The following is a 26,791-nucleotide window of genomic DNA, read 5'->3' on the forward strand; positions in this document are numbered from 1 at the left end:
CTTCCAGCGGCGTCAGCCGGCACGGCGTATCCGGCCGCCGCGCGGCTGCACGGATTGGTCTTCGAAAAGCGAGGCAAGCTGCTCGGTCATCGCACCGGCAAGCTCGTCCGCATCGACGATCGTCACGGCGCGGCGATAGTAGCGCGTCACGTCATGGCCGATGCCGATCGCCAGCAACTCGACAGGCGAGCGTGTCTCGATCTGCTCGATGACGGCACGCAGGTGCCGCTCCAGATAATTGCCCGGATTGACCGACAGCGTCGAATCGTCCACTGGCGCTCCGTCCGAGATCATCATCAGGATGCGGCGCTGCTCGCGGCGCGCGAGCAGGCGATTATGCGCCCAGATCAGCGCCTCGCCGTCGATATTTTCCTTGAGCAGGCCCTCGCGCATCATCAGCCCGAGATTGGCGCGCGCGCGCCGCCACGGCGCGTCGGCCGACTTGTAGATGATATGACGCAGGTCGTTGAGGCGGCCAGGCGTCTGCGGCTTGCCGCCGGCAAGCCAGCTTTCACGCGCCTGCCCGCCCTTCCAGGCCTTGGTCGTAAAGCCCAGGATCTCGACCTTGACGCCGCAGCGCTCCAGCGTGCGGGCGAGAATATCAGCGCAAGTGGCGGCAACCGTGATCGGCCGGCCGCGCATCGAGCCGGAATTGTCGATGAGCAGGGTAACGACAGTATCGCGGAACTGGGTGTCGCGCTCCATCTTGAAGGAGAGCGCCTGCATCGGATCGATGATGATGCGCTGCAGCCGGGCCGGATCGAGATAACCCTCTTCCAGGTCGAAATCCCAGGAGCGGTTCTGCTGCGCCATCAGGCGGCGCTGCAGCCGGTTGGCGAGACGGCCGACCGCGCCCTGGAGATGCGCCAGCTGCTTGTCGAGGAAGGCGCGCAGGCGCTCCAGCTCGGCGGCGTCGCAAAGTTCCTCGGCGGTGATGATCTCGTCGAACTCTTCGGTAAAGACGTGATAATCGACCTTCTCGTTGAAATCGGCAAAAGGCGTATTCGGCCGGCGGGTCTCGCCCGGCGTTTCCGAATCGTCCTCGCCCTCTTCCATCATGTCGTCGTCGGAGATTTCGGCGCCTTCGGTCTCGCCGTCCTCCATCTGCTCGTCGGCGACCTCACTGTCCTCGACGGGGGCGGCATCGGTACCGGCATCCTCGTCGACCTCGTCCTGGTCCTGTTCGTCGCCGCTCGGCTGGTCTTCCTGCTCCGACTGGTCGTCATTGTCGGCGTCGCTGTCATCGTCGCCGTATTCCTCGGCCATTTCCATCGCCGACAGCATGTTGCGGATGACCTTGGCGAAGGCCTGCTGGTCGTTGATCGCGCTCGACAGATTGTCGAGTTCGGACCCTGCCTTGTCCTCGATAAAGTCGCGCCAGAGGTCCAGCACCTTGCCGGCGGAGGCTGGCGGGCGCTGGCCAGTCAGCTTCTCGCGCACCATCATCGCAACCGCTTCGCCGACCGGTGCGTCTTCCTGGCGCTCGATGCCGGTCAAATTCGCCTTGGAATATTTCTCTTCCGTCATGGAGCGCAGGTTCGATGCCATGCCCTCCATGCGCAGCGCGCCGATCGATTCGACGCGCGCCTGTTCGACTACATCGAAGATCGCCCGGGCGTCCGAGCCTTGCGGCGCCATCGTCGCATGCATCTTCTCGTCATGGCAGGCGAGCCGCAGCGCCATCGAATCGCCGAGACCACGGGTGACCGCCAGCTCATGCGCCGTCGGCCGTTTGGAAAGTTCCGGCAGCCGAATGCGCTCGCCGGTCATCCCCGGCCGCTCATTGGCGAAGGTCACCTCGACGTCGCCGTCACCGGCGATCGAGCGCACGCAGCCGGTTATCGCCCGGCGCAATGGCTCGACGTCGACAGGCGCGCCGGGCTTTGCTTTCGAATTGTCACCGCGAGCTGCCATGATCGGTCGGTCTCAAGCCCCGAGAACGATGTTGGCGGCACTTTCCTTCAGCTCGACGCCGAAGGCGCGCTGATAATGCTCGGCGACCAACGGACGCTCCAGCTCGTCGCACTTGTTGAGGAAGGTGACGCGGAAGGCGAAGGCGAGATCGCCGAAGATTTCGGCGTTTTCGGCCCAGGTGATAACCGTACGCGGGCTCATGACGGTCGAGAGATCGCCGTTCATGAAGGCGGCACGCGTCAGGTCGGCGACGCGCACCATCTTCGAAACCGTCTCACGGCCGTTCTTGTCCTTGCCGAAGCTCTTCACCTTGGCGGCGACGATATTCACTTCGTGATCATGCGGCAGGTAGTTCAGCGTGGTGACGATCGACCAGCGGTCCATCTGCGCCTGGTTGATCTGCTGCGTGCCGTGATAGAGGCCGGTCGTGTCGCCGAGGCCGATCGTGTTCGCAGTCGCAAACAGACGGAAGGCCGGGTGCGGCCGAATGACGCGGCTCTGATCGAGCAGCGTCAGGCGCCCGGAGGATTCGAGTACGCGCTGAATCACGAACATCACATCGGGGCGGCCGGCATCATATTCGTCGAAGACCAGCGCGACATTGTGCTGATAGGCCCAGGGCAGGATGCCGTCTTTGAATTCGGTGACCTGCAGCCCGTCCTTGACGACGATCGCATCCTTGCCGACGAGATCGATACGGCTGACATGGCTATCGAGGTTGATGCGCACGCAAGGCCAGTTGAGCCGCGCCGCCACCTGCTCGATATGCGAGGACTTGCCCGTGCCGTGATAGCCGGAAATCATCACGCGGCGGTTATGGGCGAAGCCTGCGAGAATGGCGAGCGTCGTGTCGCGGTCGAACAGGTAGTCGGTGTCGAGGTCCGGAACATAGGCGTCGCCCTTGCTGTAGGCGGGAACGCGAATGTCGGAATCGATGCCGAAGGCCTCGCGGACCGAAACGGTGGTATCGGGCAGTTCTGATATATCCAGGTCGATCTTGCTCATCGTGTCTCCAAGGCGGGTGATGCCACCCGGCCATACTGTCTCAGGCCATGTCGCAACCCAGACGCCGCGTTTTTTTATTCCGCGCCCGTTCAGGTCGGAACGTCGGCGATGCTTCTCCGGGACTGAAACGAAACCTCGGCGGGATAATGACCGCGTGCGAGCATTCTTGAAAGAGTCCCGGACAAGAAACGCCGCGTCCGGAAGGTCGGCGGAGGCGATGTCGGGAAAACGCACAAATATGAGCCGCGTTTGCCTGCGGCCTCAGCCGATTTGGACCATACCCGATTGAAGCCTAAGAGCAAGGACGGGAATTAACAAAAACCGTTCTGCTTCAACAATTGATAGGCCTGGATGACGGCGCGGAAACGCTCCTCCGAGCCGCGGTCGCCGCCATTGGCATCCGGATGGTGTTTCTTCACCAGTTCCTTGTAGCGGCTCTTGATCTCCGCCGATGTCGCATTGGCGTCGAGGCTCATCGTTTCGAAGGCCTTGGTCTCAAGCGATTTCAGCTTGCGCGCCTGGGGAAAACGCGGTCCGCTGCCCTTGCCGCCTTCCTTGACGAAGCCGAAGGGATCGCGAACGCGGGTATAGGCGCCGGAGCGGATCTCCGAATGCAGCGGACTGTCCTTCGCCGCCTTGTTGACGCCGACCGTCCATGTCGGCCGATGGCCGGTGATCGCCTCTTTCTGGTAACGCGCGATCTCGCCGTCCGAAAGACCGGAGAAATAATTGTAGCCCTTGTTGTATTCCTTGACGTGCTCGAAGCAGAACAAGAAGAACTGGCCTTCCGCATTGCGGCCGACCGGAGCGCGATGCGCGCCCTTCTTGTCACACCCGTCCCATTGACAGGTAGGCGGCGCCTGCTCTGTCTCCGGCTCGCGTTTGCGGCGTGTTCGGATGCGATCGAAATATTTGGAATCAAGTCTCATGACGGCGCTAATTATGGGGCTGTCGCGAAGCGACAACAAGAATTGACAAACGGGAATGTTGCAGGCTTGGTAGGAACCCTTTTCGCGAACAGCAAGACCGGATGATGACCCTGCGAACCCGCATCGAAGAAAAACTTGTCGAAGCCTTCGCGCCCGAACGCCTGAGCGTCATCGACGAAAGCCATCTGCATGCCGGCCACCAACCCGATATCACGGGCACCGGCGAAACCCATATGCGGGTGAGGATCGTTTCCGGAAAATTCGCCGGCCTGTCGCGGCTGGCGCGCCACCGGGCAATCACCGACCTGCTGAAACCGGAGCTCGATGCCGGCCTGCATGCGCTGGCCGTCGAACCGGCTGCACCTGGTGAACCGACCCGCTGGTAGCGGCACGCAACCCATATAGGCACTAGCCGTCTACGATCCAAGCAGAATCAGGCTGGCTTTGCGCCGTCTTCTCCGGCCGGGCGGATGCGCAGCTTGGTGATGCGGTTCTTCTCCCGCTTCATGACGACGAAACGCTTGCCGTAGAAGGTGAAGGCTTGGCGCTCTTCCGGGATGGTCATCGATTCGTGGATAACGAGGCCGGCGATCGTCGTCGCCTCCTCATCGGGCAGGTTCCAGTCGAGCGCGCGGTTCAGGTCGCGGATCGGAACGCCGCCGTCGACGACGACGGAGCCGTCAGCCTCCTGACGCACGCCCTGTATTTCGATATCGTGTTCGTCGGAAATGTCGCCGACGATTTCCTCGAGAATATCTTCCAGCGTGACGATGCCCTGCACCTCGCCATATTCGTCGACGACGACGGCGAAATGCTGCTTGCGCCGCAGGAAGGCGTTGAGCTGGTCCTCGAGGTTGGTGCTGTCGGGCACGAACCACGGCTTCTGCGCGATCTTCACGATATCGAGGTTCTGCGGCTCCATGTTCGGCTCGGCAAGCGCCCGCAGCAGATCCTTGGCATGGACGACGCCGATGATGTTGTCGATCGTGCCACGCCACAGCGGCATGCGCGTATAGGGGCTTTCGAGGATAACCCGCACCACCGCTTCCGGCGCATCGTCGGCGTTGATCGCCCGCATCGCGGTGCGGTGGACCATGATGTCGGACAGTTCGAGCTCGCTAAGATCGAGCACGCCGCCGAGGCGGTCGCGGTCGGCCTTCACCACCGATCCCTCGCGGTGCAGCAGATCGACGGCACCGCGCAGTTCCTCATGCGCCGTCAGCATCGATGTCTCTCGTGAGAGATTGATGCCGAACAGCGAAAGAATCTGCCGCACGATCGCATTGACGAAGGAGGAAACCGGGCCGACGACGGCAACGAACAGCCTGGCCGGCAGCGCGATGGCGAGTGCGAAGCGCTCAGGCGCCGAAATCGCCCAGCTCTTCGGAAGCACTTCCGCGAAGATCACCAGGATGACGGTCATCGCGAGCGTCGCCAGCGCCACGCCGGAACTGCCGAACAGCCCGAGGAAGAGGCTGGTGGCGATCGAGGAGGACAGGATATTGGCGAGATTGTTGCCGATGAGCAGCGCACCGATCAGCCGGTCGCGCCGTTCGATCAACTGCCGGACGAGGCCGGCGCGTTCGTCGCCGTTGACCTCGAGCGTATGGATACGGCTGCGCGAAACGGCGGTCAGCGCGGTCTCGGAGCCGGAAAAGAAGGCGGACATGAGCACGAGCGCCGTGATCGAAAGGATCTCCGGCCAATATGTCGAAAGAAATGCCAGAGCGCCTTCGACCGACATCAGGCGTGTTTTTCCCGAAGAAAGCTGATCACTTCGGACGCCGGCACGTCGTCGGCGACGAAGGACTGGCCGATCCCGCGCGTCAGGATGAAGGTGAGCTTGCCGCTCTTGACCTTCTTGTCCTGGGCGATCGCGTCCATCAACGTTTCGGCCGGCGGCAGTTCGCCCGGAATGTCGGACATGCGGGTTGGCAGGCCGACCTCCTTCAGATGCCGCTCGACGCGGCGCGCATCGTCGGGGCTTGCAAGGTTCATCCGTGCGGAGAATTCATGCGCCAGCACCATGCCGATCGAAACGCCCTCGCCATGCACAAGGCGGGAACTGTCATAGGCAGTCGCCGCTTCCAGCGCATGACCGAAGGTATGGCCGAGATTGAGCAGCGCCCGCTGACCGTTCTCACGCTCGTCGGCAACGACGACATCGGCCTTCGCCTGGCAGCTGGCGGCAATCGCCTCGATGCGTGCGGAGCCGCCGGTAAAAACTGCCTTCCAGTTCGCTTCCAGCCAGGCAAAGAAATCCGGCTTGTCGATCAGCCCGTATTTTGCGACCTCGGCGTAACCTGCGCGGAATTCGCGCGCGCTCAGCGAATTCAGCACATCCGTATCGGCCAGAACCAGGTCCGGCTGGTGGAAGACGCCGATCAGATTCTTGCCGTGGCGGGAATTGATCCCGGTCTTGCCGCCGACGGAAGAATCGACCTGCGACAGCAGCGAGGTCGGTACCTGCACGAAGCGCACGCCGCGGCGGACGATGCCGGCCGCAAATCCCGAAAGATCGCCGATGACGCCGCCGCCGAGCGCGATGACGTAATCGTTACGCTCGACGCGCGCCTCAAGCACCTTGTCGCAGGCCGTGATCAGATGTTCGAAGCTCTTGGTCTTCTCGCCGGCCGGCAGGACGACCTCAGCCGAGGCGATACCCGCTTCATCCAGACTTGCGACGAGAGCTTTGAGATAGAGCGGCGCGACATTTTCGTCGGTGATAACGGCCGCCTTGCGGCCCTTGAGGCGAGAGGCGATCTCGGCGCCGGCCCGCGCAATCAGCCCCGGCCCGATCAGGATGTCGTAGGCGCGCTCGCCGAGCGGCACATGCACCGTTCGGATGGCGGAGGCGGAGGTTATCGCATTCATGACGCTGCACTTTCCTTCTGAGCTTCGATCAAGGCCTTTAAGACTTCGTCGGCCATGATTTCCTTGCGGACGTCGCGCGAAAGCACGGTCAGGTCGGCCTGCGCATAGATCGGATAACGCGCATTCATCAGGCCCTCGAGCGTCTGCTTCGGATTTTCGGTCTTGAGCAGCGGCCGCGTGTCGCGCTTGGCGACCCGGTCCCAGAGCACGTCGAGATCGGCCTTCAGCCAGACGGAGAGGCCGCCCTTCTTGATATGTTTGCGCGTCCGGTCGTTGATGAAGGCGCCGCCGCCGGTAGAGACGACACGCGGCCCGCTCTTTAGCAGCCGCTTGATCACCCGCGCTTCCAACGCCCGAAACTCTTGCTCGCCATAGGCGGCGAAAAGCTCGGCGATCGTCATGCGCGAAACCCGCTCGATCTCGAGATCGCTGTCGATGAAGGGAATGGAGAGCTGGCTGGCGACGATGCGCCCGACGGAGGATTTGCCGGCGCCCATCAGGCCGACAAGGATCAGATTGCGTGAACCGAGCGCGGCGCGAGCTCTGTCTTTCAAGCTGTCAGCAACGGTCAGCAGTTGTTCACTCATCGGTCCATTCACACTTTGTTTGCAAACGGTATCGACAAATGCAGATGGAGCGTCAAGTCGCGGACAAGGGAATCATGGCTTGAATACCGCTTCTTGCACTTGCAGATAGGCTTCTTATAACAGAAGCAGAGCATGAAGGAGTTGCTGGATGCCGACCCTGTTCCGTTTCCTGTTCGTCTGCGCGATCCTCGCCGGGACGGTCTACGGAGCGATGCTGGCGCTTGTGACCTTCGTGGAGCCGCAGCAGCGCGACGTGACGATCCGCATTCCGTCCGAGCGGGTCAATCCGCCCGCCACGGGCGCGATCGACACGACCAGGAAGTGACCGGCATGGTGGATCTCGGCCGCGTCCATGTGGAATCCTTCCTGGAGATGATGAGCGCCGAGCGCGGCGCTGCCGCCAACACGCTGCAATCCTATGAGCGCGATCTCGACGACGTCCGCTCCTTCCTGACCGAGCGCAGCATACGGCTCACAGAAGCCGCCTCCGCCGATCTCGCCGCCTATCTCTCCTCGCTCGCCCGAGAGGGCTTCAAACCCTCGTCCCAGGCGCGCCGGCTTGCCGCCATGCGGCAGTTCTACAAGTTCCTCTATGCCGAGGGCCTGAGGACCGACGACCCCACAGGCATTCTCGACGCGCCGAAGAAGGGCCGTCCGCTGCCGAAGACGATGGGCGTCGAAGAGGTCGGCAGGCTGCTTTCGCAGGCCGAGGCCGAGGCGGAGGATACGGCTCCGGGCCAGCTGCAGCGCCTGCGCATGCTGGCGCTGCTGGAGCTGCTCTATGCCACCGGAATGCGGGTCAGCGAACTCGTCTCGCTTCCCGCCCGCGTGCTCGATCAGGAAGGCCGTTTCCTGATGATCCGTGGCAAGGGCAACAAGGAGCGGCTGGTGCCGCTGTCGCATTCGGCAATATCAGCCCTGAAATCCTACGGGCGCCTGCTGGCGGCCGAAAATGCAGCCGTGAAGGAACGGCAGGAAAGCCCGTGGCTGTTTCCCTCCGCCTCGAAGGAGGGATACCTGCCGCGCCAGGTTTTTGCCCGCGACCTCAAGAACCTGGCGATCCGCGCCGGCCTGACGCCGTCGCTGATCTCGCCGCATGTCATGCGCCACGCCTTTGCCAGCCACCTGCTGGCGAACGGCGCCGATCTGCGCGTCGTACAGGAACTCCTCGGCCATTCGGACATTTCGACCACGCAGATCTACACACATGTCCTCGAAGAGAGGCTGCAGCAGCTTGTCCAGACGCATCACCCCCTTGCCAAACAGGCGAAAAAGCACGAATAGGACCGGCGACATGGGGCGGAGCCAGGAAAACGCCCCGGGCACAAGGAACGGAAACGCACCTCATGCACAATTATCTCGACTTCGAAAAGCCGATCTCCGACCTCGAAGGCAAGATCATCGAGCTGAAGAAGCTCGCAACGGAAGACGAGAGCATCGACACCACCGATGAGATCGGCCGGCTGGAGGTTCGCGTCCGCGAGGCGATCGTCGAAATCTATTCCAAGCTCAATCCCTGGCAGAAGACTCAGGTCGCCCGCCATCCACAGCGACCGCATTTCATCGATTACGCCAAGACCCTGTTCCAGGAATTCACACCGCTCGCCGGCGACCGCAAATTTTCCGAGGATGCCGCGATCCAGGCGGGCCTTGCCCGCTTCCGCGGCCAACCCGTCGCCGTCATCGGCCAGGAAAAGGGCAACGACACCAAGAGCCGCATCAAGCACAATTTCGGCAGCCCCCGCCCGGAAGGCTACCGAAAGGCGATCCGCATCCTTGAAATGGCCGATCGTTTCGGCCTGCCGGTGATTTCGCTGGTGGATACGGCAGGCGCCTATCCCGGCGTCGGCGCCGAAGAGCGCGGCCAGGCCGAGGCGATCGCCCGCTCGACGGAAATGTGTCTCGGCGTCAAGGTTCCCCTCGTTTCCGTCGTCATCGGCGAAGGCGGCTCGGGCGGCGCGATCGCCATCGCCACCGGCAACAAGGTCTATATGCTCGAGCATTCGATCTACAGTGTCATCTCGCCCGAAGGGGCAGCTTCCATCCTCTGGCGCGATTCCACCCGCGCCCGGGAAGCGGCGACCAACATGAAGATCACCGCCGAGGACCTGAAATCGCTCGGTGTTATCGACGGCATCATTTCCGAGCCGCTCGGCGGCGCGCATCGCGATCCCGACAGCGTGATAGCCGCAACCGGCGACGTAATCGCCAGCGCGCTGGCTGAGATGGCACCCCGCTCCGGCGAACAGCTGCGCAACGACCGCCGCCAGAAATTTCTCGCCATAGGCCGCAATCTCTAGCAGACATTCGGCTCTTCGCCGATTGGGGCCAAATCTTGGCCACATTGATGTTATCTGTAGCATTCGCGCTTGCGGGGATGTTCCAGGCACAGTCATAGGCTGGTAAGGATTTATAAAGTATAAGCCGCCTATGATTCCTTCTGATGCCCGGACTCCATAGGCGGACCGGGTCGCACTATCTTTATGGGCTAGTTTGGATGCGCATACGTCATTTTGCCTATATTTCCCTCATGGCGCTGGCTCTGTCCGGCTGCAATGACGCGTTGGAAACCGCGCAGGTCGATCTTTCCAAGGTCAAGAACAAGGTCGAGCAGCCGCTTCCCAGCCATATCCTCGCTCAGATGTCCGCCAAGGGCATGGACCGTAATTCGCCGATCATGATCCGCATCTTCAAGGAAGAAGGTGCCATGGAGATCTGGAAGGCGAAAACCGACAACCGTTTCGACAAGATCGCCGATTACAAGATCTGCGCCTGGTCCGGCCGTCTCGGCCCGAAGGTAAAGACCGGCGACCGGCAGGCCCCGGAAGGTTTCTACGACCTGACGCGCGCCAACCTGAATCCTAATTCCAAATATTATCTGGCGATCAATACCGGCTTCCCGAACCGCTACGACGCGGCGAACGGCCGCAGCGGTTCCGATCTGATGATCCACGGCGCCTGCTCCTCCTCCGGCTGCTATTCGATGACCGACCAGCAGGTGCTGGAGATCTACGCTTTTGCCCGCGACGCCTTCAAGGGCGGCCAGGCGACCGTGCAGCTGCAGGCCTTCCCCTTCCGCATGACGGCGGAAAACATGGTCAAGCATCGTCTCGACGGCAATTACGACTTCTGGAAGATGCTGAAGGTCGGTTACGACAATTTCGAAGTGACGAAGCGCCCGCCTGAGGTGAACGTCTGCGAGAAGAAGTACGTCTTCAACCAGCAGGCAACCGACGGCAGCGCCTTCAATGCCGCCGGCAAGTGCCCGGCTATGTCGACGCCGCCGGCGCTGACGGCCGCCCTTGCCTCCTACGGCAAGACCTACGATGCCGATTATGCCAAGGCGATGAGCAAATTTGACGGCATGGCCTGGTACGATCCCACGGAAGCCGAGCGCAAGGCCGTGGTCGCCAAGACGCGCAAGGGCCGCGAACTTGCTTACGCTCCGACCGGCACCTCGCTGGAAGCCGGCCGCATGGTCAAGGTCGCCGAACTCGAAGACATGATGGCCAAGCGCACCGCGCAGGGCCTCGCTGCCAAGAGCGCGCCGGGCGCGACACCTCTAGCACCTGCCCAGCCGCAGGCAGTGGCCGTCGCTGCCGCGACCCCTGCGGTCGTGCCGGTGCCGATGCAGAACCCACTGGCCTTTGCGGCGCCCGAACCGCAGGAAACGGCGGAAGCCACGGCAAAGAAGCCGTTCTGGAAATTCTGGGCGAGGAACTGAACGGCTTGAACCCCGTTCTCTACGATCTTCGCGGCCTGAAATGCCCATTTCCCGTGATCAAGACACGCAAGAAGCTCGCCGCGATGGCGAGCGGCACGCTCATTCGCGTCGACACCACCGATCCGCTGGCCGTGATCGATATGCCGCATTTCTGCAATGAGGACGGTCACGAGCTGATCGAGACGGAAAAGACCGAAAACGGCCACCGCTTCCTGATTCGCAAGCGCTAAATTCTAAGGCCGGGGATAGCGAGCGGATTGTCCGACAGCGCTACACGATCGGGCATATCGATGCGCGGCTTGCCGAGGAAGGCGTCGAAGAGATCCTTCACGAAGGCTTCCGGCAGATCCCGGGTGATCAGCACCATGCGCGTGCGCCGGTCTTCCCCCGGCCAGGCGGGGAGCCGCACCGGCGGATGGAAGATGCTCTGCACCCCATGCAGCACCAGCGGCCGATCCGGACGGTCGGAAACGGACACGATCGCCTTCATCCGCAGCAGCTTCTCGCCATGAGCCGAACGCAGAAGATCGATAAACATCTCGAGCGCCATCGGATCGATCGGCTTCTCCTCGATGATCGAGAAAGAGCGGATCGAGGCATCGTGACGATTGACGTCGTGCGGGTCCTGATCCGCAGCATGATCATGATGGTGGGGACCATGGTGATCGCCATCATGATGATGATCGTGATGTCCATCACGATCATGGTCGTGATTGTGATGCGCCTCGTGTGCATCCTCGTCCTGCAGCCAGCGGCCGACATCGGCAATCTTCGTCGCCGGATCGTAGAGCCCGTTGACCAGCACTGCGGCACTGCCGGCCTCGGCGCTGTCGGCATCCATCATCACGGCACGCGGATTGAGCGCCCGCAGGCGCTTTTCCAGCCCACCCGTCACCTCGGCCATCGATTTTTTCGAAACGATCAGCCGGTCGGCGACCGCCGCCTGCTTGCGCGCTTCCTCATGATTGTCGAGCGTCTGCAGCCCATTCACTGCGTCGACGACAGTGACGACGCCATCCAGCTCGAAATTCGTGGCGATGACGGGGTTGCCCATGATCGCCTGCATGACCGGCGAAGGATCGGCAAGGCCCGTCGTCTCGATGACGACGCGCTTGACCGGCTTGACGCGGCCCGTCTGCACCGCGTCCATCAGGTTGGCCAGCGTATCGACAAGCTCGCCGCGCACGGTGCAGCAGAGGCATCCATCGGACAGTTCGATGATCGAATCGCCGGAACTTTCGACCAGAAGATGATCGATGCCGACATCGCCGAATTCGTTGATGATGACGGCCGCATCCTTCATGACAGGATCTTTGAGGATGCGGTTGAGGAGCGTCGATTTGCCGGCGCCGAGAAAGCCGGTCAGGATGGTGACCGGAATCCTGTCGTTGAGCGCGCTCATATCATCTTACCTTAAAGCTTAGAAGGATGTCGGGCGCGGCATCGGCACCGGCACGTTGGCGATCGCTCCTGCCGTATCACCGCGCGCCATTTTTTCCGGCTGCGCGGCCGGCTGCGGATCCTGGCCCGGAATGAGCCCGGCAAAGACGAATTGCGGATCGTGGTCCATCGGCTGGATATAGGGTGACTGCACCTTCATGCGGCCGACCTCGTCGCGCGTTTCGCTGCGCACCTTGGCGCCCTTGGCGCTGCAGATATCGGCGCTGATGTCGGTTACCTGGTCCTGTCCCACCCCGTAAGGTCTCAGCGAACCCAGCGTGTCGTTGCTGGCAGGCTGGGTGGTGAAGCCCTTCTGCAAAAGATTCGCCGTCGCATCGGCACGCGCCGCAAGGCTGTCGGTGCCGAGCACAACGGAGACCAGCGTGCGGCCGTTGCGCGTCGCCGAGCCGATCTGGTTGAAGCCCGAGGCGCAGATGAAACCGGTCTTCATGCCGTCGGCGCCCGCGAAACGGCCGATCAGCATATTGAGGCTCGGCACGTTCTGCTGGCCGTTGGTGAAACCTTCCAGCGAAAAATAGCCGGCATATTGCGGAAAATCGCGGCGCAGCGCCACCGTCAGCACCGCAAGGTCGCGCGCCGTCGTATACTGGCCCTTGCCGGGCAGGCCGTTCGGATTGACGAAATGCGAATCCGTCATGCCGAGCTTCAGCGCCTCGCCGTTCATCCGCGTCACGAAGCCCTCCTGCGTGCCGCCGATGGCTTCGGCAACCGCGACCGCGATGTCGTTGGCCGATTTCACCATCAGGATCTTCAGCGCGCTATCGAGCGTCAGCTTCTGGCCCGGCTTGAAATACATCTTGGCGGCAGGCTGCGCGGCGGCGCGCTTGCTCATGACGATGGGTGTATCGAGGCTGATCTGCCCGGCGCGGATCGCATCGAACACGGTATAGACGGTCATCAGCTTGGTCAGCGAGGCCGGATACCATTTGCGGAAGGCTTCTTCATGCTCGAGCACGCGGCCGGTCTGCACATCGACCAGAATATGCGGATTGGCCTGGGCAAGCGAAAAAGAGCCCAGAAAAACGGCAGTCGCCGCTGATACGAAAGAAAGCGGCCGCAAGGCAGCAAACAAACGGAAGTGGCGCGTCGACACGGTTCGTCCTTCAGATATCAGGAAAATCTCGAAATCCTCCCCTATTTAGCCTATATGGCTATGACATGGCAAAGGTCATTGACTAAGTAATTTCCACAGCCTCACACCCTCGTGAAGCGATGAAAGATTGTCGAGACTTCATAACAGGAACGCCGATATGCCGATTTTGAACAGAGCCGCGGAGTTGCAGGACGAGGTCGCCGAATGGCGCCGCCACATCCACGCCCGGCCCGAACTCCTCTTCGCGGTGGAAAACACGGCCGCCTTCGTCGCCGAAAAACTCAAGGAATTCGGCGTCGACGAGATCGTCACCGGCATCGGCCGCACCGGTGTCGTCGGCCTGATCAAGGGCAAGGGCGAAGGCTCCCGCACGGTCGGCCTGCGCGCCGACATGGACGCCCTGCCGCTGACTGAGATCACCGGCAAGCCCTGGGCCTCGAAGACGCCGGGCAAGATGCATGCCTGCGGCCATGACGGCCACACCGCCATGCTGCTCGGCGCCGCGAAATACCTGGCCGAGACCCGCAACTTCAACGGCAATGTTGCCGTTATCTTCCAACCCGCCGAAGAAGGCGGCGGCGGCGGCAATCTGATGGTCAAGGACGGCATGATGGAGCGCTTCGCTATCGAAGAGGTCTACGGCATGCACAATCTGCCGGGCCTGCCTGTCGGCCAGTTCGCCACCCGCAAGGGCGCGATCATGGCGGCGACCGACGAATTCACCGTCACCGTCAAGGGCCGCGGTGGCCACGCCGCCCAGCCGCATAAGACGATCGACCCGATCGCCATCGGCGCCCAGATCATCGCCAATTTGCAGATGATCGCCTCGCGCACCGCCGATCCGCTGCGCTCGGTCGTCGTCTCGGTGACCAAGTTCAATGCCGGCTTCGCCCATAACGTCATTCCGAACGATGCGACCTTCGCCGGTACGGTCCGCACCCTCGACCCGGAGGTGCGCACACTTGCCGAGACGCGGTTCCGGCAGATCATCGAGGGACTGGTCGCGGCCCACGGCGCCGAGGCCGACATCAGCTTCCACCGCAACTATCCCGTCACCGTCAACCATCCCGATGAGACCGAGCATGCGGTCGCCACCGCCAGCGCCATCGCCGGCGAAGGCAACGTCAACGCCGAGATCGATCCGATGATGGGCGGCGAGGATTTCTCCTATATGCTGAACGCCCGTCCCGGCGCCTTCATCTTCATCGGCAACGGCGACAGCGCCGGCCTCCACAACCCGGCCTACGACTTCAACGACGAAGCCATCGCCCACGGCATCTCCTATTGGGTCCGCCTCGCCGAACAACGCCTTGGCCTTTAGCAACAATTAAGGCTTGGCTTCGCGCCAAGCCTTTTGTATGCATGGCACTCAAGTGGTCCCGTAGCTCAGCAGGATAGAGCACCAGATTCCTAATCTGGGGGTCGCGCGTTCGAATCGCGCCGGGATCACCATTAATTTCAATAACTTACGACTAGATAATCCATTTCGCTTGTTGCATTCGTGTTGCAAGCGCTTCCCCTGATTTCCAAGCATTTCAACGAGGTCGCGGCGAATCCGTGCAACATGAGATGCAACATGTTGCCAGTCATCAGGAGCTGTATAGGTTATGCACACGGTGCCCGTCTTTGGCAGAGCCGTCGGCCACGACGAACGAATAGATATTGCGATGATTGCTGCATCATCTGCGCATCGTTGACCGTCGTCGATGGCGACACGGCCAAATGTGACGGGCAGAACCTTCTGATCAAGCGCGCCAGACTGCACTCGCTCGGGTGTGTGGGTCGAAGTCAGCTTAACGGACTGAAAGGCTGCCGCTGGAAGGATGAAATTCGCTTCAATCGCAGCGCACGCTTTTCCAGCAGATGCCATGAAAGCCAGCCGAGCAACAAGCTTGTCGGCAAAGAAAGGGCGAAGACCATCCACCACGTGCTGTACTGGCCGAGGGCATGGTTCATCACCTGCTCCACTGGCCAGCCATAGAGATAGGTCCCGTAGGAGACGTCGCCCAACCGATCGAGGGTCGGCAGGCGTATGGTCGGTGAAGTCGCGATGTAGGCAAGCGGATAGGCAAACAACATAGGTCCGTGGAGATAGGCGGGCCAGAAGACGAGGCAGAGCACGCCGAGCGCCACGAAGATCAACGCCAGGACAATATTTGGCTGCCGCCTGTCCATCACGAACCAGAGAAACGAACCGCAGAAGAAGTAGGGAGCGATGAAAGTGAAATCAGTCAGGAGCCGTCTGTCTGGCCACGGATGATCGAAGAAGAGCTCCCAGGTCACGCCCACGGCGAGCGCAAGTGCCATGAACGGCGCTCGCAGACACGCGATTGCCATTAATCCCGCGACGATCAGGTAGCACAAGATTTCCTGCCCGATCGTCCAGAGAGAGCCGTTGATGGAGATGGCAAGCGACGAGATTGCTGGATCATAAAACTGCACATGCGGCAGGGTCATGCCAAAGCTCGGATCGAGCAACGAATGCACTGTCGTCTTCACATGAAGCGACTTGAGCAAGTAACCGCTGATTCCCAACGGGCTGAAGAAGGGGCCTAAGACATAGACGCTGAGCAGCGTGCAGACGACGAGCGCCGGATATATCCTCAGCGCCCGCCGCCAGAGAAAACCACCCACGCTGCCGAACTGCGCGCTCTGCGTGACGAGGAACCCGCTCGTGATGAAAAACACATAGACGCCGAATATGCCGAGAAGCTTGCCCTCGCCGAGCAAACGCACAAAGGGCTCGTTCGCCTCGGTCTTTTCCGAGATGAGGAACGCATGCGAGAAGATGACCATCGAGGCTGCGACGAGCCTGATCATGTTGAAGTTTGGGTAAAACGGCTTCTCGACTCCGCCCCCGTCCATGCGAGCCTCCCGCGCTTTTATAGTTTAACAAATCCTTAAGATGAGTTTTGAATGTTGTCACGAGCCGTTGTGAAAACCGGTTAAGCCGAAATAATCTCCGATCCGGCCAAAAGCGCTTCTGTCAAAGCCTTGCACGCAAAGCGCTGGCGATCAGTTGATTTTCAGCCAATGCCTAAGGGTCGCCACAGCACCATCGTTCGCATAGGCGACCATCCCGCCGACTGTGAGACCGGCTAGCGCAATTAGTCATGATATACCGACCCCGAGTGTCTTCAGCCGCTTCCATTCTTCCAAGGCCGGGGTGACGGCCGCGTGGTTCTTGTCCACCGCCGCGCCCCCAATCCCAGTAACGCCGCCACGACCCAACCTCCGACAAAGCCAATCGCGCCCCAGACAAGACCCGCAAAGCTGACGGGGACGCCGGGCACGAAGTCGCGCCAGGTATTGGCGAAAACGACGTCATCGGCATTCCCCAGCAGAACGAAAGGTTTGGCGACTGGGGCGGCGGTGCCGAGGTGGAGCTGCTGCGAGAGCAGCGTTTCATAGCGCGAGATCGTGCTCTGCATCGAGACGCCGCGGTCGCGCAGGAAATCGTCGGACGATAACGCATAGGCGTTCAGCGCCTGCTGGCGATCGAGATGGTGCGCGGCCGCCTGGGCATTGAAATCCTCGACGATGACCCGCAATTCGTCGATCGCCCCGCCGATCCGCTGGCGGTATTGCTGGGCAAATTCCGGCGCCTGCGAAAACACCGTGCCGCCGGCAAGCCCGGCGACGACGGTGATGATCCTTGCAATCGGTCCCATGATTGATGCCTCCGGCTATCCCCTGCGCTAACGATCCGGCGCGTCAAAGGTTTCTGCCTCCGTCACAATCGGTAACTCTATGTGATTGAACCGACGGCACTTCCGGCGAGTTGATGCCGTGACCAACTCAGAAAGAGAGGCTTGTCATGAAACAGATTATCCTTGCCTGCACGCTTGCTGCTGCGTCCATTTTTTCCGCAATGCCGTCCCAGGCGGCAAGTGTGACCATCACCACGGATGATGCGCGTCCCACTTACCGTCACGCGGAACGGCCCTATTACCGCCATCACATGCGGCCGCGCCACGTCTCCCAGGACTGCTTCACCAAGACGGAAAAAATCCGCCGTCACGGCCATACGGTCGTCAAGGAAACCCGAATCTGCCGATAAGGCAATCCATGCAGGGAAGCCCGGCTGAGCCTATCGGCCGGGCTTTTCCTATCTGACCCCGCCAATGAGGAACTTCGCAATATCAGCCGCGTTTATTGTGAAACAGGAGTATTCATCATGCGTATCAAGATGATTCTTTTGGCTATCGCCTATGTCGCCGTCAGCGCCGTGCTGCTTGCCATCGCCTATCAGCCGCAAGGGTCGGTCGCCGCGCAGAAGACAGATCGTCTGGCCGGCTCGTCCTTCCTCGTCGAACGCTTCGCCGGTTGATCAGCTGAGCGCCAGCTTATAGGCGACGACGTGGAACTATTCCTCGTCCCGCAGGTCTGGCCCGGGGGTAACCCGTCATCCGGCTAATGCGTGCCGTCGAGCGAGGCTCCGCCAAGCAGGATCCGGTTCTGCACCACATGCACGCCCTCGACGGCTTGGGCAACCGCGGTTGCCCGTTCGATTTCGCCCACCGTGCCCACGGTGCCGCTCAATACGATCTGGTCGTACTCCATCGTCACCTCGACATCCGACGCATCGATGCCGCCGGCAATCGCCAGCGCATTGGCGACGGCCGCTTCGACCGCTGCACGATTGGCGATCTCTATTTCCATCTCGGGCTCGAGCCCGTGAAATGTCTGCTCCTTGAAAACCATGATCCGTTCCTCCGTGAAACCTCGTAGGAAACGCTGTCGGCAGAGTTTGGTTCAGCACCGGCTACCAGTTGACGCGATAGCGGAGATTGACGCTGCCCGCCTCACCCCCTGAAAATGGATTGCTCACCGAGGCATCGAGATTGAGATTCGGCAGAATGGCCTGGCTGACCCCCACCGTGCTCGAGAAGTCACCGCTGGCATTGCTGATGCCCGTCCCTGCTGAAAGCGAGGTTCCCGTCCAGGGATGGATCAGCTTCAGCGCCTGCGATGCCGTCACCGAAGCCTGCCGGGCCTCGACCGCGTCATATTGCACGCTGATGGACCGGCTCGATTGCATGTCGAGCGAATCGGAGAGGATCCAGCTGCGCGAGCGGCTGAGGGTCAGCGCGCCGCTGCCGCGCAGCGTGTCGACGCTGACGCTGGCACCCTGCTGTGACCGGCTTGCCGGGGTGACGCTCGCCCTGATGATCCTGCCCCAAAGCATTGCCTGTTCGGAATCGGGCAGCAGCGCCCCGCCCTTGGTCGAGGCAAGCGCGATGTCGGCGCCAGCGCTCGTCTCCCATTCCGCCGGCAGGCGAAACCCGATCGTTGCCTTGTAGGACTGTTCCGAAAGCTTGGCCGGCGACCAGATCACCAGGTCGTCCGCCTTCGCTGCGGCTGTGAGCGAGGGCAAGATGGCGAAAAGAATGCATGCTAATTTGAATGTCGTCATGAAGGTAAAACGTTTTGACCTGCCACAGGGCTGCTGCGCGGAGTCGATGCAGCAGCGCACATGAAAGCGCTCGAAGCGAACGCGATGAGGGATTACGGCCAAGCCGTCCATCCCGGTTTTCATCCTCGACTTAATGTTTGGCCGAAAGGCCGGCGGCACCGAGTGCCTGTTCTTCGATGGACGCCGCGCAGCGCCCCAACTTGCCATGCGACCGAAACCGGCCGCAACGGAACCGCGATTCCTCAGGCAATGTTAGAAGGATCACATCCAACCGCCGTTCTGTAAACCCCTTAAGGGTTGAAATCTGCTGCACCGCACACTTGCCGCCCCCTCCAAAGCCTAGTAGAGCCTGAGCCTCGAGAGAAATTTTCGCGAAATTCCACATGATGACCGGCAAAAGCGCGCCGCGGCGCCTCAGCATCTTCGGTTCGACGGGTTCGATCGGCCAAAATACACTCAATGTCGTCGATCATCTGGGCGGACGGGAGAACTTCGAAATCTCCGTGCTGACAGGCAACGGCAATGTCGAATTGCTGGCCCGGCAGGCGAAATCATCCGGCGCGCGGCTGGCGGTGACGGCAAGCGACCGCCATTACGAATCACTGAAGAGCGCACTTTCCGGCACCGGCATCGCCGTCGCTTCGGGAAAGTCCGGCCTGATGGACGCCGCTGACCGCGAAGCCGACTGGGTGATGGCGGCAATCGTCGGCACTGCGGGCCTGGCCCCGACGCTTGCCGCCGCACGCCGCGGCGCCGATATCGCCCTTGCCAACAAGGAATGCCTGGTATCGGCCGGCGATCTGTTCATCGCAGCGATCCGCGCGGGCGGCGGCAAGCTGCTTCCGGTCGACAGCGAGCACAACGCCATCTTCCAGGTTCTGGAAGAGAACCAGCGCCACGCCGTCGAGCGTGTCATCCTGACGGCGTCGGGCGGCCCCTTCCGCGCCGCCTCGCTGCGTGACATGGCTAATGTGACGGTGGAAACCGCACGCGCCCACCCGAACTGGTCGATGGGCTTGAAGATCTCGATCGACAGCGCCTCGATGTTCAACAAGGCGCTGGAGATGATCGAAGCCCGGCACCTTTTCGGCCTCAGACCCGAACAGATCGAGGTCATCTTCCATCCGCAGTCGATCATCCATTCAATGGTCGGCTATACGGATGGGTCGGTGCTGGCGCAGCTCGGCGCGCCCGATATGCGCACCGCCATCGGTTATGCCCTGTCCTTTCCGCGCCGGCCGAACCTGCCGGTGGAGCGGCTGGATTTCGCCAAGCTCGCCAGGCTGGATTTCGAGGCCCCGGATGACGTGCGGTTTCCGGCGCTGCGGCTCGCGCGCCTGGCGATGACCCGCGGCGGCGTTCAGGGCGCAGTGCTGAACGGCGCCAAGGAAGTGGCGCTCGAAGCCTTCATAGAAGGGCGGTTGTCTTTCCTTGCCATGGCCGAGATCACCGAAAGGGTCATGGACGACCTCGCCGGCCTGCCGCCGGCTTCCGGCATGGACGATGTCTTCGCCGCCGACAGGCAGGCCCGGCAAAGGGCGGCAGAGCTCATGACACTAGCGATCGCCGAGTGAAGTTCAGACCGCCCGATCGCGGAGTGGTCGCCCGCCTGTGATCCTGACGACCGCTGTTGGCTAGCGCAATCGGTTGCCACCCTCGTCGAACAACCGGCAATCCGACGGTTCAAACAGCAGGCTCACCTGCTCGCCCGCCGCGATACTGATCGGTGACCGATGTTCGACGGTCAGCGACTGGCCATCGGCAAGCTGGCAATAGAGATATTGCGTTCCCCCGAGATATTCCGAAAAATCGACCCTGGCCGTCAGGCTGCCCGATGGGTCGGAGGCGACCTTCAGATGCTCCGGCCGCAGACCGAGCGTCACCGCGCCACCGACCGGTCTGTTCGCCGGCGGCAGGCCGCTTTCGATCTGCCGGCCGGCGACTTCGACCAGGCCTCCCTCACCCCAGCGGGCATTCAGCAGGTTCATCCTCGGCGAGCCTATGAAGCCCGCCACGAAGGTATTGGAGGGATTCTCGTAGATTTCCCGCGGCGTTCCCGCCTGTTCGACGCGGCCGTCGCGCAGCACGACGATCTTGTCGGCGAGCGTCATCGCCTCCGTCTGGTCGTGCGTGACATAGATCATCGTATTGCCGAGTTCGCGGTGGAGGCGGGCGATCTCGATGCGCATCGAAACGCGCAGTTCCGCATCGAGATTGGACAGCGGCTCGTCGAACAGGAAGACGTCCGGCTTGCGCACGATCGCCCGGCCAATCGCCACACGCTGCCGCTGGCCGCCGGAAAGCTGTCCCGGCCGCCGATCGAGAAGATGGTCGATCTTCAGAATTGCGGAAGCGGCCTTGACGCGCGTCTCAATCTCGGCGGCACTGGTGCGCGCCATCTTCAAGCCGAAGGCCAGGTTGTCGCGCACGCTCATATGCGGATAGAGCGCGTAGGACTGGAAGACCATGGCAATGCCGCGCTCGGATGGATCGAGATCGGTGACGATGCGTCCCTTGATCTCGACCTCCCCGTCGGTCACGTCTTCCAGGCCGGCGATCATGCGAAGAAGCGTCGATTTTCCGCAGCCGGAAGGGCCGACGAAGACGACGAATTCGCCCTCCGCGATCGTCAGGTCGATCCCGTGGACCACCTGCAGATTGCCATAGCTTTTTCGCACGTCCTGGAGCACGACGCTCTTGTTACCCATACCGTTCGTCATCCCCAAAAGACCTATCTGTCCGACTGGACCCAGACGAGCATCTCTCCGGGCGCGCGGTTGTCCCAGAGATGATAGGGCACGAAACGCGCGGTGGCGACCTGCCTTTCGGCCGGCGCCTTGCGGTAGAGCGCTGTTCCCCAGTTCGATGTTTCCTCGCGCTCGACCTTGAGATCGAGGGCGACGGCATCATTGAGATCCTTCAGCACGACGGTTTCGGCTGTGGAGAGCTCACGGGGCAGGACGATGGCGTTGAGGTCTTCGCCGTTGTCTGTGGTTTCGACGCAATAGACCAGCGGGCCGCGCATCAATGCGACGCGCCCGGCATCCTGGCGCACCTTCGGGTTGGCATATTGCGGCCGAAGCGCCAGCGGCAGGTAGAGGGCGACACGATCGCCCGCGGCCCACTCACGATCGATCCTGGCATATCCGTCCCGCATATTGGCATTGAGATCGAGCATCTCTCCGTTGACGCTGAGGGTTGCGCCATCCGCCCAGTCCGGAACGCGCAGCGACAGTGCAAACTTCGCCGGCTTCTCCAGCCTGGTGGTAAAGGCGACCGCACCTTCCCACGGATAATTGGTGGTCTGCTCGAGTTCGACCTCGGCGCCATTGGCAAGCTTCAGCCGCGCGGTGCTCTCACCATAGAGGTGCACGGCGATCTCATTATCCGAAACGGCGTACATGTAGGAGCCGATCGAGGTCACCAGCCGGGCGATGTTGGGCGGGCAGCAGGGGCAATGGTGCCATTTCCACCGGTGGTGCTTGCCGGCACTTTCAAGCGGATTGTCATAGAAGAATGTCTTGCCGTCGGTCGAAAGCCCCGGCAGCGCGCCGTTGTAAAGCGCCTGCTCCATGATATCGGCATAACGCCGATCCGGACCTCGCCCGAGCATGCGGCTCGCCCAGAACACCAGCCCGACCGAGGCGCAGGTCTCCGCATAAGCGGTATCGTTCGGCAGATCGAAGTAATCGGTAAAGCCCTCGTTGGAGGCCGCCGGCCCGATGCCGCCGGTGATGTACATCTGCTTGGTCGTCAGATCGTCCCAGAGCGTTTCCAGCGCTGCCGTCAGGCTGTCGTCCTTGTATTCGGTGGCGATGTCGGCCATGCCCGAATAGAGGTACATGGCGCGCACGGCGTGGCCGACGACCTTTGTCTGCGCGCGCACCGGCTGGTGCGCCTGCGCATATTCATAGGTCTTCTGGTGGTACTCGGAGACATCGCGCCCGTCGCGGCTTGCCTCGGCGGTGAAGAAATGCGGTTCGGTGCCGCGTTCGTCGATGAAGTATTTCGACAGGTCGAGATACTTCTTCTCGCCGGTCACGCGAGCGAGCTTGACCAGCGCCAGCTCGACTTCCTCGTGGCCGCAATAGCCTGATATCTGGCCTTCGCGATGGCCGAAAATCTTGATCATGTAATCGGCATAACGGCACATGATGTCGAGCAGCTTGCGTTTGCCGGTCGCCTGATAATAGGCGACCGCGGCTTCCATCAGGTGGCCGGCGCAATAGAGTTCGTGATGGTCGCGCAGATTGGTCCAGCGGCGGCTCGGCTCCACACGCTGGAACCAGGCGTTCAGATAGCCGTCCTCATCCTGCAGCTTCTCATACATGTCGATGATCTCGTCGGCACGCGCTTCGAGCTTCGGGTTCGGCCGGCGATAGAGCGAATAGGCGATCGTTTCGATCGACTTGCCGAGGTCGGAATCCCAGAACATCTGCGTCGTCCCGCCCCATGGCTGAATGGGAATGACGACCCCCGGGCTCGGCTGGCTGACATCGATCGCCTTGAGCATGCCGGCCTCGACGCAGCGGTCGAGCAGGGTCTCGGCAGTGGAATTGCAGACGGCGTCCTGCCATTTGCCCCAGAAGCCGCCAAGCTCCACATCGGGAACGGCGACGGGACGAAACTGGCGGTCATTGCTTGGTTTGGTCATAGGCTCCACTTTCTCTAAGATCATTTCACCGCGCCGGCCATCAGCCCGCGCATGTAGTAGCGTTGCAGGAGCAGGAAGACGATCAGGCAAGGGATCGTCATGACGACGACACCGGCCTGGACCGCTCCCCAGTTGATGGCGCCGAGCCGTCCGGCGCGAACCGCCGTCATCAGCACCGGCAGGGTGTATTTCTCATTGCTGGAAAGCAGCACCAGCGCGGCGAGAAACTCGTTCCAGGCATTGAGGAAGGCAAAGATCGCGACCGTCGCGACACCGGGAAGCACCAGCGGCAGAAGAACCCGGACCAGAAGCCGGAGGTCGCGCGCGCCGTCGATGCGCGCAGCCTCTTCGATCTCCTTCGGCACGGCGTCGAAGGCGTTGCGCATCATGAACACCGAGAAGGGCAGTTGCAGCGTCACATAGACGAGCGTCAGCCCAAGCAGCGAATTGTTGAGGCCGAGCTTTGCAAGGATGATGAAGAGCGGTGTCAGGATCGACTGGAACGGGATCATCAGCGTCGCGATAATCAGCACGAAGAGTGCATTCTTCAGCGGGAACCGATAGCGCGAGAAGCCATAACCGGCGAGCAGGCTGACAGCGACGGTGAGCACCACGGTGGCGACCGAAACGAACAGCGAATTGATCATGTGCCGCCAGATACCGGCGCCGAACGTGTCGAGCAGCGCGTAGGAATCGATGCTGACGCCTGAGGTCGGCCATGGCGGCAAGGGCGGCAGGCTGGCCTCCGTGCCATGCCGGAAGGACGACAACAGCGTGATCACGAAGGGGGCGAGAAAGAAGATCGAGATAGCGATGCCGGTCAGATGATAGGCCGACTTCGTCCGAATGGCCTTGCGCGCGCGGCGTTCCCTTGACGTGGTCATGGACGCTCCTCCCCGACGCGAAGCAGCCAGAGCTGCACGATGCTGATCGCCACCAGGATGGCGAGAAGCACGATCGACAGCGCTGCGCCATAACCGAGATTGAACGACACGAAGGACTGATTGAAAATGTAGTAGACCACCGAGATCATCTTGTTCTGCGGACCGCCTGACGTCATGATGTAGAACTGGTCGAAGGCGAGGATCGAACCGGTGACGGAGACGATCAGCGCCAACGCGATCGTCTTGCGCATCAGCGGCAGCGTCAGATGCCGGAAACGCTGCCAGCGGCCGGCGCCGTCGATGCGGGCGGCCTCCGTCAGCTCGGACGGAATGGCCTGAAGCCCGGTCAAAAGAATGATCATGGTGAAGCCGGCGATTTTCCAGACGACCATCACCACGACCGTGAGAAAGGCGGTGTCGAAGGTCGCAAGCAGATTGGGGCTCTTTTCGACGAGGCCGAGTGCCTTCAAGGCCGGGCCGATGAAGCCGCTATCGACATTGGCGAGCCAGACCCAGAGCAGGGAGGCGGTGGCAAGGCCGACCACGACGGGCAGGAAGATGATCGTCCGGTAGGCGCCGACGAACTGCCGTTGCTTTTCGACGAAGATTGCCAGCGGAAAGGCGATGGCAAAGATCGCGATGGTGACGATCACGGTATAATAGGCCGTGAAATTCAGCGCCGTCATGAAACGGGTGTCGTTGGCCATGCGGACATAATTGTTGAAACCGATCCAGCGGGACGCCCCCATCAGCGGCCAGTTATGCAGGCTCATCCATCCGGTGAAGAGAACCGGCATGATGAAGAAGACGATGACCAGCGCCATGGCCGGCGCAATGTAGACGAGGCCGCGCCAGTTCGATCGGCGCCGTCGCTTGCGCCGTGGCAATAGAATCTCTGAACCGGAACCGGTCATCAAAACGCTCCGCATCTGTCGAGTGAAATTGGCCGGGAAGCTGCCACCGCTCCCCGGCCGCGGCCGGGAGAGAGTTATTGGCCGCTATCGATGATCGATTGCATCTCCGACTGGGCGCTCGAAAACGCCCCGTCGACATCGTCGCCGAAGATCGAGGCGTTGGTGAAGCTGGCCCAAGGCCCGTTGGCGCTGTTGATCAGGTCGTTGAACTGCAGCGTATAGGGGGTCTTGGCGACGCCGATCGCCTTCAGGCCAACCTGCATGCGCGGGTCGAGGCCCTCAAGCACCTTGTCGGCGATATCGCCGCGCGTCGGCAGGCTGCCATACTTCGCCATGATCTTCTGGCCGTCCATCGAATAGATATATTCGAGGAACTCCTTCACCGCGTCGATCTTCTTCGTGCCTTTGGTGATGACGAAGTTGTCGCCGCCGGCAAAGGACGAAGGCTTCCCGTCGACGCCAGGAATGAGGGTCACGCCGAAGTTGATATCGGGATGCTCGGTCACCAGCGTGCCGATGGCAAAGGCGCCGAGGCTTTGCTGGCCGATCTTGCCGTTGGTGAAGGTCAGGAAGTTGGCGCCGTTGTCGCTGGCGGCACCCGCCGGTACGAGGTCCTTCTTGACCATGTTGCGGTAGATATCGACGGCCTTGCGCATCTGCGGCGTATCGAGCGTCGCCGTCTTGCTGTCGGCCGACAGAATATCAGCGCCGGCACCCCAGACAAGCGGCGTGAATGTGAAGATCATGCAGCCGCCGCAGCCGCCACCGGAGAAATAGAAACCGTAGGTATCGTCACCCAGCGCCCGGATCTTCTCGGCATTGGCGGTAATTTCGTCCCAATTCGCCGGCGCTTTTTCCGGGTCGAGACCGGCCTTCTTGTAGAGATCCTTGTTCCAGGCGAAGACGGAGGTTTCGACCGAAAGCGGCAGGCCGTAAATCCGGTCCTGATAGGTGCCGAGGCGAACATGCGATGGCGAAAGCGAATTGAAATAGGGCAGGGATTTTGCCCAGTCCGTCAGGTCTTCCAGCTGGCCGGCCGCGGCAAAGGCGGGATTATAAATGAGATCCATCGACAGGGCATCCGGCGCCTGTCCGCCGGCGATTGCCGTCGCATATTTCTGTACCAGCTCGGAGAACGGCACCTCGGTCATCACGACCTTGTTCTCGTGACCGGAATTATAGGCTTCGACGACCCTCTTGAAGGCGTCGCCGATCCCCGAGCGAACCCACATTTCGACATTTTCGGCAGCCGACGCGGCCGACACCAGACATAAGGTAGCGATGCTGGTCGCAGCCAATAGACGCTTGATCATGACACTCCTCCCGATATGGCGCA

General features: G+C 61.6%; 27 protein-coding genes, 1 tRNA gene and 1 pseudogene. 11 read left to right on the forward strand and 18 right to left on the reverse strand.

Annotated elements, in window-relative coordinates:
- Positions 1-12 precede the first annotated feature (12 nt).
- The 3 genes from cobT to AC245Y_RS20115 all read right to left on the reverse strand — a co-directional run bounded on the left by cobT (position 13) and on the right by AC245Y_RS20115 (position 3,848).
- Positions 13-1,914, reverse strand: coding sequence for a cobaltochelatase subunit CobT (gene cobT / locus AC245Y_RS20105; protein WP_012759194.1), 1,902 nt, complete (start codon positions 1,912-1,914; stop codon positions 13-15).
- A 12-nt stretch (positions 1,915-1,926) separates the two neighbouring features.
- A complete protein-coding gene (gene cobS / locus AC245Y_RS20110) occupies positions 1,927-2,919 on the reverse strand; it encodes a cobaltochelatase subunit CobS (RefSeq protein ID WP_012759195.1) in 993 nt (330 codons plus the stop codon).
- Positions 2,920-3,230: 311 nt separating this feature from the next.
- Positions 3,231-3,848: a J domain-containing protein gene (locus AC245Y_RS20115; protein ID WP_012759196.1), complete on the reverse strand. Its 618-nt coding sequence runs from the start codon at positions 3,846-3,848 to the stop codon at positions 3,231-3,233.
- Positions 3,849-3,949: 101 nt separating this feature from the next.
- Between AC245Y_RS20115 and AC245Y_RS20120 the strand changes: the two genes are divergently transcribed.
- Entirely contained in the window at positions 3,950-4,234 is a 285-nt protein-coding gene (locus AC245Y_RS20120; protein WP_012759197.1) for a BolA family protein, read from the forward strand.
- Positions 4,235-4,281: 47 nt separating this feature from the next.
- Here AC245Y_RS20120 and AC245Y_RS20125 read toward each other — a convergent pair whose 3' ends face one another.
- The 3 genes from AC245Y_RS20125 to AC245Y_RS20135 are packed head-to-tail and all read right to left on the reverse strand — an operon-like array spanning position 4,282 to position 7,309.
- The gene (locus tag AC245Y_RS20125; RefSeq protein ID WP_012759198.1) at positions 4,282-5,592 is read right to left on the reverse strand and encodes an HlyC/CorC family transporter; all 1,311 of its coding nucleotides are present in this window, start codon (positions 5,590-5,592) and stop codon (positions 4,282-4,284) included.
- Positions 5,592-6,722, reverse strand: a complete 1,131-nt coding sequence (gene aroB, locus AC245Y_RS20130) for a 3-dehydroquinate synthase (RefSeq protein ID WP_012759199.1) — start codon at positions 6,720-6,722, stop codon at positions 5,592-5,594. The genes AC245Y_RS20125 and aroB overlap by 1 nt, the downstream gene beginning before the upstream one ends.
- Entirely contained in the window at positions 6,719-7,309 is a 591-nt protein-coding gene (locus tag AC245Y_RS20135; protein ID WP_012759200.1) for a shikimate kinase, read from the reverse strand. The genes aroB and AC245Y_RS20135 overlap by 4 nt, the downstream gene beginning before the upstream one ends.
- Before the next feature lie 148 nt (positions 7,310-7,457).
- On the opposite strand from AC245Y_RS20135, the gene AC245Y_RS20140 reads away from it, so the two are divergent.
- The 5 genes from AC245Y_RS20140 to AC245Y_RS20160 all read left to right on the forward strand — a co-directional run bounded on the left by AC245Y_RS20140 (position 7,458) and on the right by AC245Y_RS20160 (position 11,263).
- Positions 7,458-7,634, forward strand: a complete 177-nt coding sequence (locus tag AC245Y_RS20140; RefSeq protein WP_012759201.1) for a hypothetical protein — start codon at positions 7,458-7,460, stop codon at positions 7,632-7,634.
- Positions 7,635-7,639: 5 nt separating this feature from the next.
- Positions 7,640-8,593: a site-specific tyrosine recombinase XerD gene (gene xerD / locus AC245Y_RS20145; protein ID WP_017995332.1), complete on the forward strand. Its 954-nt coding sequence runs from the start codon at positions 7,640-7,642 to the stop codon at positions 8,591-8,593.
- 62 nt (positions 8,594-8,655) lie between these two features.
- The gene (locus AC245Y_RS20150; protein WP_012759203.1) at positions 8,656-9,609 is read left to right on the forward strand and encodes an acetyl-CoA carboxylase carboxyltransferase subunit alpha; all 954 of its coding nucleotides are present in this window, start codon (positions 8,656-8,658) and stop codon (positions 9,607-9,609) included.
- A gap of 197 nt (positions 9,610-9,806) precedes the next feature.
- Positions 9,807-11,033 carry a L,D-transpeptidase family protein gene (locus tag AC245Y_RS20155; RefSeq protein ID WP_012759204.1) on the forward strand — a complete coding sequence of 409 codons (1,227 nt, stop codon included), beginning with the start codon at positions 9,807-9,809 and terminating at the stop codon, positions 11,031-11,033.
- Positions 11,034-11,038: 5 nt separating this feature from the next.
- Positions 11,039-11,263 (forward strand): sulfurtransferase TusA family protein, encoded by a 225-nt coding sequence (locus AC245Y_RS20160; protein ID WP_012759205.1) that lies wholly within the window; start codon positions 11,039-11,041, stop codon positions 11,261-11,263.
- On the opposite strand, the gene AC245Y_RS20165 is transcribed toward AC245Y_RS20160, so the two are convergent.
- Together AC245Y_RS20165 and AC245Y_RS20170 are read right to left on the reverse strand one after the other, a co-directional pair.
- Positions 11,260-12,435: a CobW family GTP-binding protein gene (locus AC245Y_RS20165; RefSeq protein ID WP_012759206.1), complete on the reverse strand. Its 1,176-nt coding sequence runs from the start codon at positions 12,433-12,435 to the stop codon at positions 11,260-11,262. The genes AC245Y_RS20160 and AC245Y_RS20165 overlap by 4 nt on opposite strands.
- An 18-nt stretch (positions 12,436-12,453) precedes the next feature.
- Positions 12,454-13,587, reverse strand: a complete 1,134-nt coding sequence (locus AC245Y_RS20170) for a D-alanyl-D-alanine carboxypeptidase family protein (protein ID WP_012759207.1) — start codon at positions 13,585-13,587, stop codon at positions 12,454-12,456.
- A 157-nt stretch (positions 13,588-13,744) separates the two neighbouring features.
- On the opposite strand from AC245Y_RS20170, the gene AC245Y_RS20175 reads away from it, so the two are divergent.
- Both AC245Y_RS20175 and AC245Y_RS20180 read left to right on the forward strand, forming a co-directional pair.
- Positions 13,745-14,908: a M20 aminoacylase family protein gene (locus AC245Y_RS20175; RefSeq protein ID WP_012759208.1), complete on the forward strand. Its 1,164-nt coding sequence runs from the start codon at positions 13,745-13,747 to the stop codon at positions 14,906-14,908.
- 54 nt (positions 14,909-14,962) lie between these two features.
- Positions 14,963-15,039 (forward strand) — tRNA-Arg (locus AC245Y_RS20180).
- A 336-nt stretch (positions 15,040-15,375) separates the two neighbouring features.
- Here AC245Y_RS20180 and AC245Y_RS20185 read toward each other — a convergent pair.
- The 3 genes and pseudogenes from AC245Y_RS20185 to AC245Y_RS20195 form a co-directional block, all read right to left on the reverse strand.
- On the reverse strand, positions 15,376-16,452 hold the full coding sequence (locus AC245Y_RS20185; RefSeq protein ID WP_012759209.1) for an acyltransferase family protein: 1,077 nt from the start codon (positions 16,450-16,452) through the stop codon (positions 15,376-15,378).
- A 150-nt stretch (positions 16,453-16,602) separates the two neighbouring features.
- Positions 16,603-16,779: pseudogene (locus AC245Y_RS20190) on the reverse strand (DUF1515 domain-containing protein); the annotation flags it as partial.
- A complete protein-coding gene (locus AC245Y_RS20195) occupies positions 16,725-17,258 on the reverse strand; it encodes a DUF2937 family protein (RefSeq protein WP_017995333.1) in 534 nt (177 codons plus the stop codon). The gene AC245Y_RS20195 and the pseudogene AC245Y_RS20190, both read right to left, overlap by 55 nt.
- Before the next feature lie 146 nt (positions 17,259-17,404).
- Here AC245Y_RS20195 and AC245Y_RS20200 point away from each other — a divergent pair, with 146 nt between their 5' ends.
- The gene (locus AC245Y_RS20200) at positions 17,405-17,647 is read left to right on the forward strand and encodes a hypothetical protein (RefSeq protein WP_012759211.1); all 243 of its coding nucleotides are present in this window, start codon (positions 17,405-17,407) and stop codon (positions 17,645-17,647) included.
- Positions 17,648-17,764: 117 nt separating this feature from the next.
- Positions 17,765-17,917, forward strand: a complete 153-nt coding sequence (locus AC245Y_RS20205; RefSeq protein ID WP_012759212.1) for a hypothetical protein — start codon at positions 17,765-17,767, stop codon at positions 17,915-17,917.
- A gap of 83 nt (positions 17,918-18,000) precedes the next feature.
- Here AC245Y_RS20205 and AC245Y_RS20210 read toward each other — a convergent pair whose 3' ends face one another.
- On the reverse strand, positions 18,001-18,291 hold the full coding sequence (locus AC245Y_RS20210) for a BON domain-containing protein (RefSeq protein WP_012759213.1): 291 nt from the start codon (positions 18,289-18,291) through the stop codon (positions 18,001-18,003).
- 61 nt (positions 18,292-18,352) lie between these two features.
- Entirely contained in the window at positions 18,353-19,003 is a 651-nt protein-coding gene (locus AC245Y_RS20215; protein ID WP_080518578.1) for a hypothetical protein, read from the reverse strand.
- A 383-nt stretch (positions 19,004-19,386) separates the two neighbouring features.
- Here AC245Y_RS20215 and dxr point away from each other — a divergent pair, with 383 nt between their 5' ends.
- The gene (dxr, locus tag AC245Y_RS20220) at positions 19,387-20,577 is read left to right on the forward strand and encodes a 1-deoxy-D-xylulose-5-phosphate reductoisomerase (protein WP_012759215.1); all 1,191 of its coding nucleotides are present in this window, start codon (positions 19,387-19,389) and stop codon (positions 20,575-20,577) included.
- 60 nt (positions 20,578-20,637) lie between these two features.
- Here the strand turns inward: dxr and AC245Y_RS20225 are convergent, their stop codons facing one another.
- The 5 genes from AC245Y_RS20225 to AC245Y_RS20245 form a co-directional block, all read right to left on the reverse strand.
- Complete coding sequence (locus AC245Y_RS20225) at positions 20,638-21,711, reverse strand: ABC transporter ATP-binding protein (protein ID WP_020487041.1); 1,074 nt, start codon at positions 21,709-21,711, stop codon at positions 20,638-20,640.
- Between the two features lie 23 nt (positions 21,712-21,734).
- Positions 21,735-23,657 (reverse strand): glycoside hydrolase family 127 protein, encoded by a 1,923-nt coding sequence (locus tag AC245Y_RS20230; RefSeq protein WP_017995336.1) that lies wholly within the window; start codon positions 23,655-23,657, stop codon positions 21,735-21,737.
- Between the two features lie 20 nt (positions 23,658-23,677).
- Positions 23,678-24,541 (reverse strand): carbohydrate ABC transporter permease, encoded by an 864-nt coding sequence (locus tag AC245Y_RS20235; RefSeq protein ID WP_012759218.1) that lies wholly within the window; start codon positions 24,539-24,541, stop codon positions 23,678-23,680.
- Positions 24,538-25,455, reverse strand: coding sequence for a carbohydrate ABC transporter permease (locus AC245Y_RS20240; protein WP_020487042.1), 918 nt, complete (start codon positions 25,453-25,455; stop codon positions 24,538-24,540). The genes AC245Y_RS20235 and AC245Y_RS20240 overlap by 4 nt, the downstream gene beginning before the upstream one ends.
- 74 nt (positions 25,456-25,529) lie before the next feature.
- A complete protein-coding gene (locus AC245Y_RS20245; RefSeq protein ID WP_017995338.1) occupies positions 25,530-26,768 on the reverse strand; it encodes an ABC transporter substrate-binding protein in 1,239 nt (412 codons plus the stop codon).
- Positions 26,769-26,791 lie beyond the last annotated feature (23 nt).

Source organism: Rhizobium sp. SRDI943 (assembly GCF_057653695.1).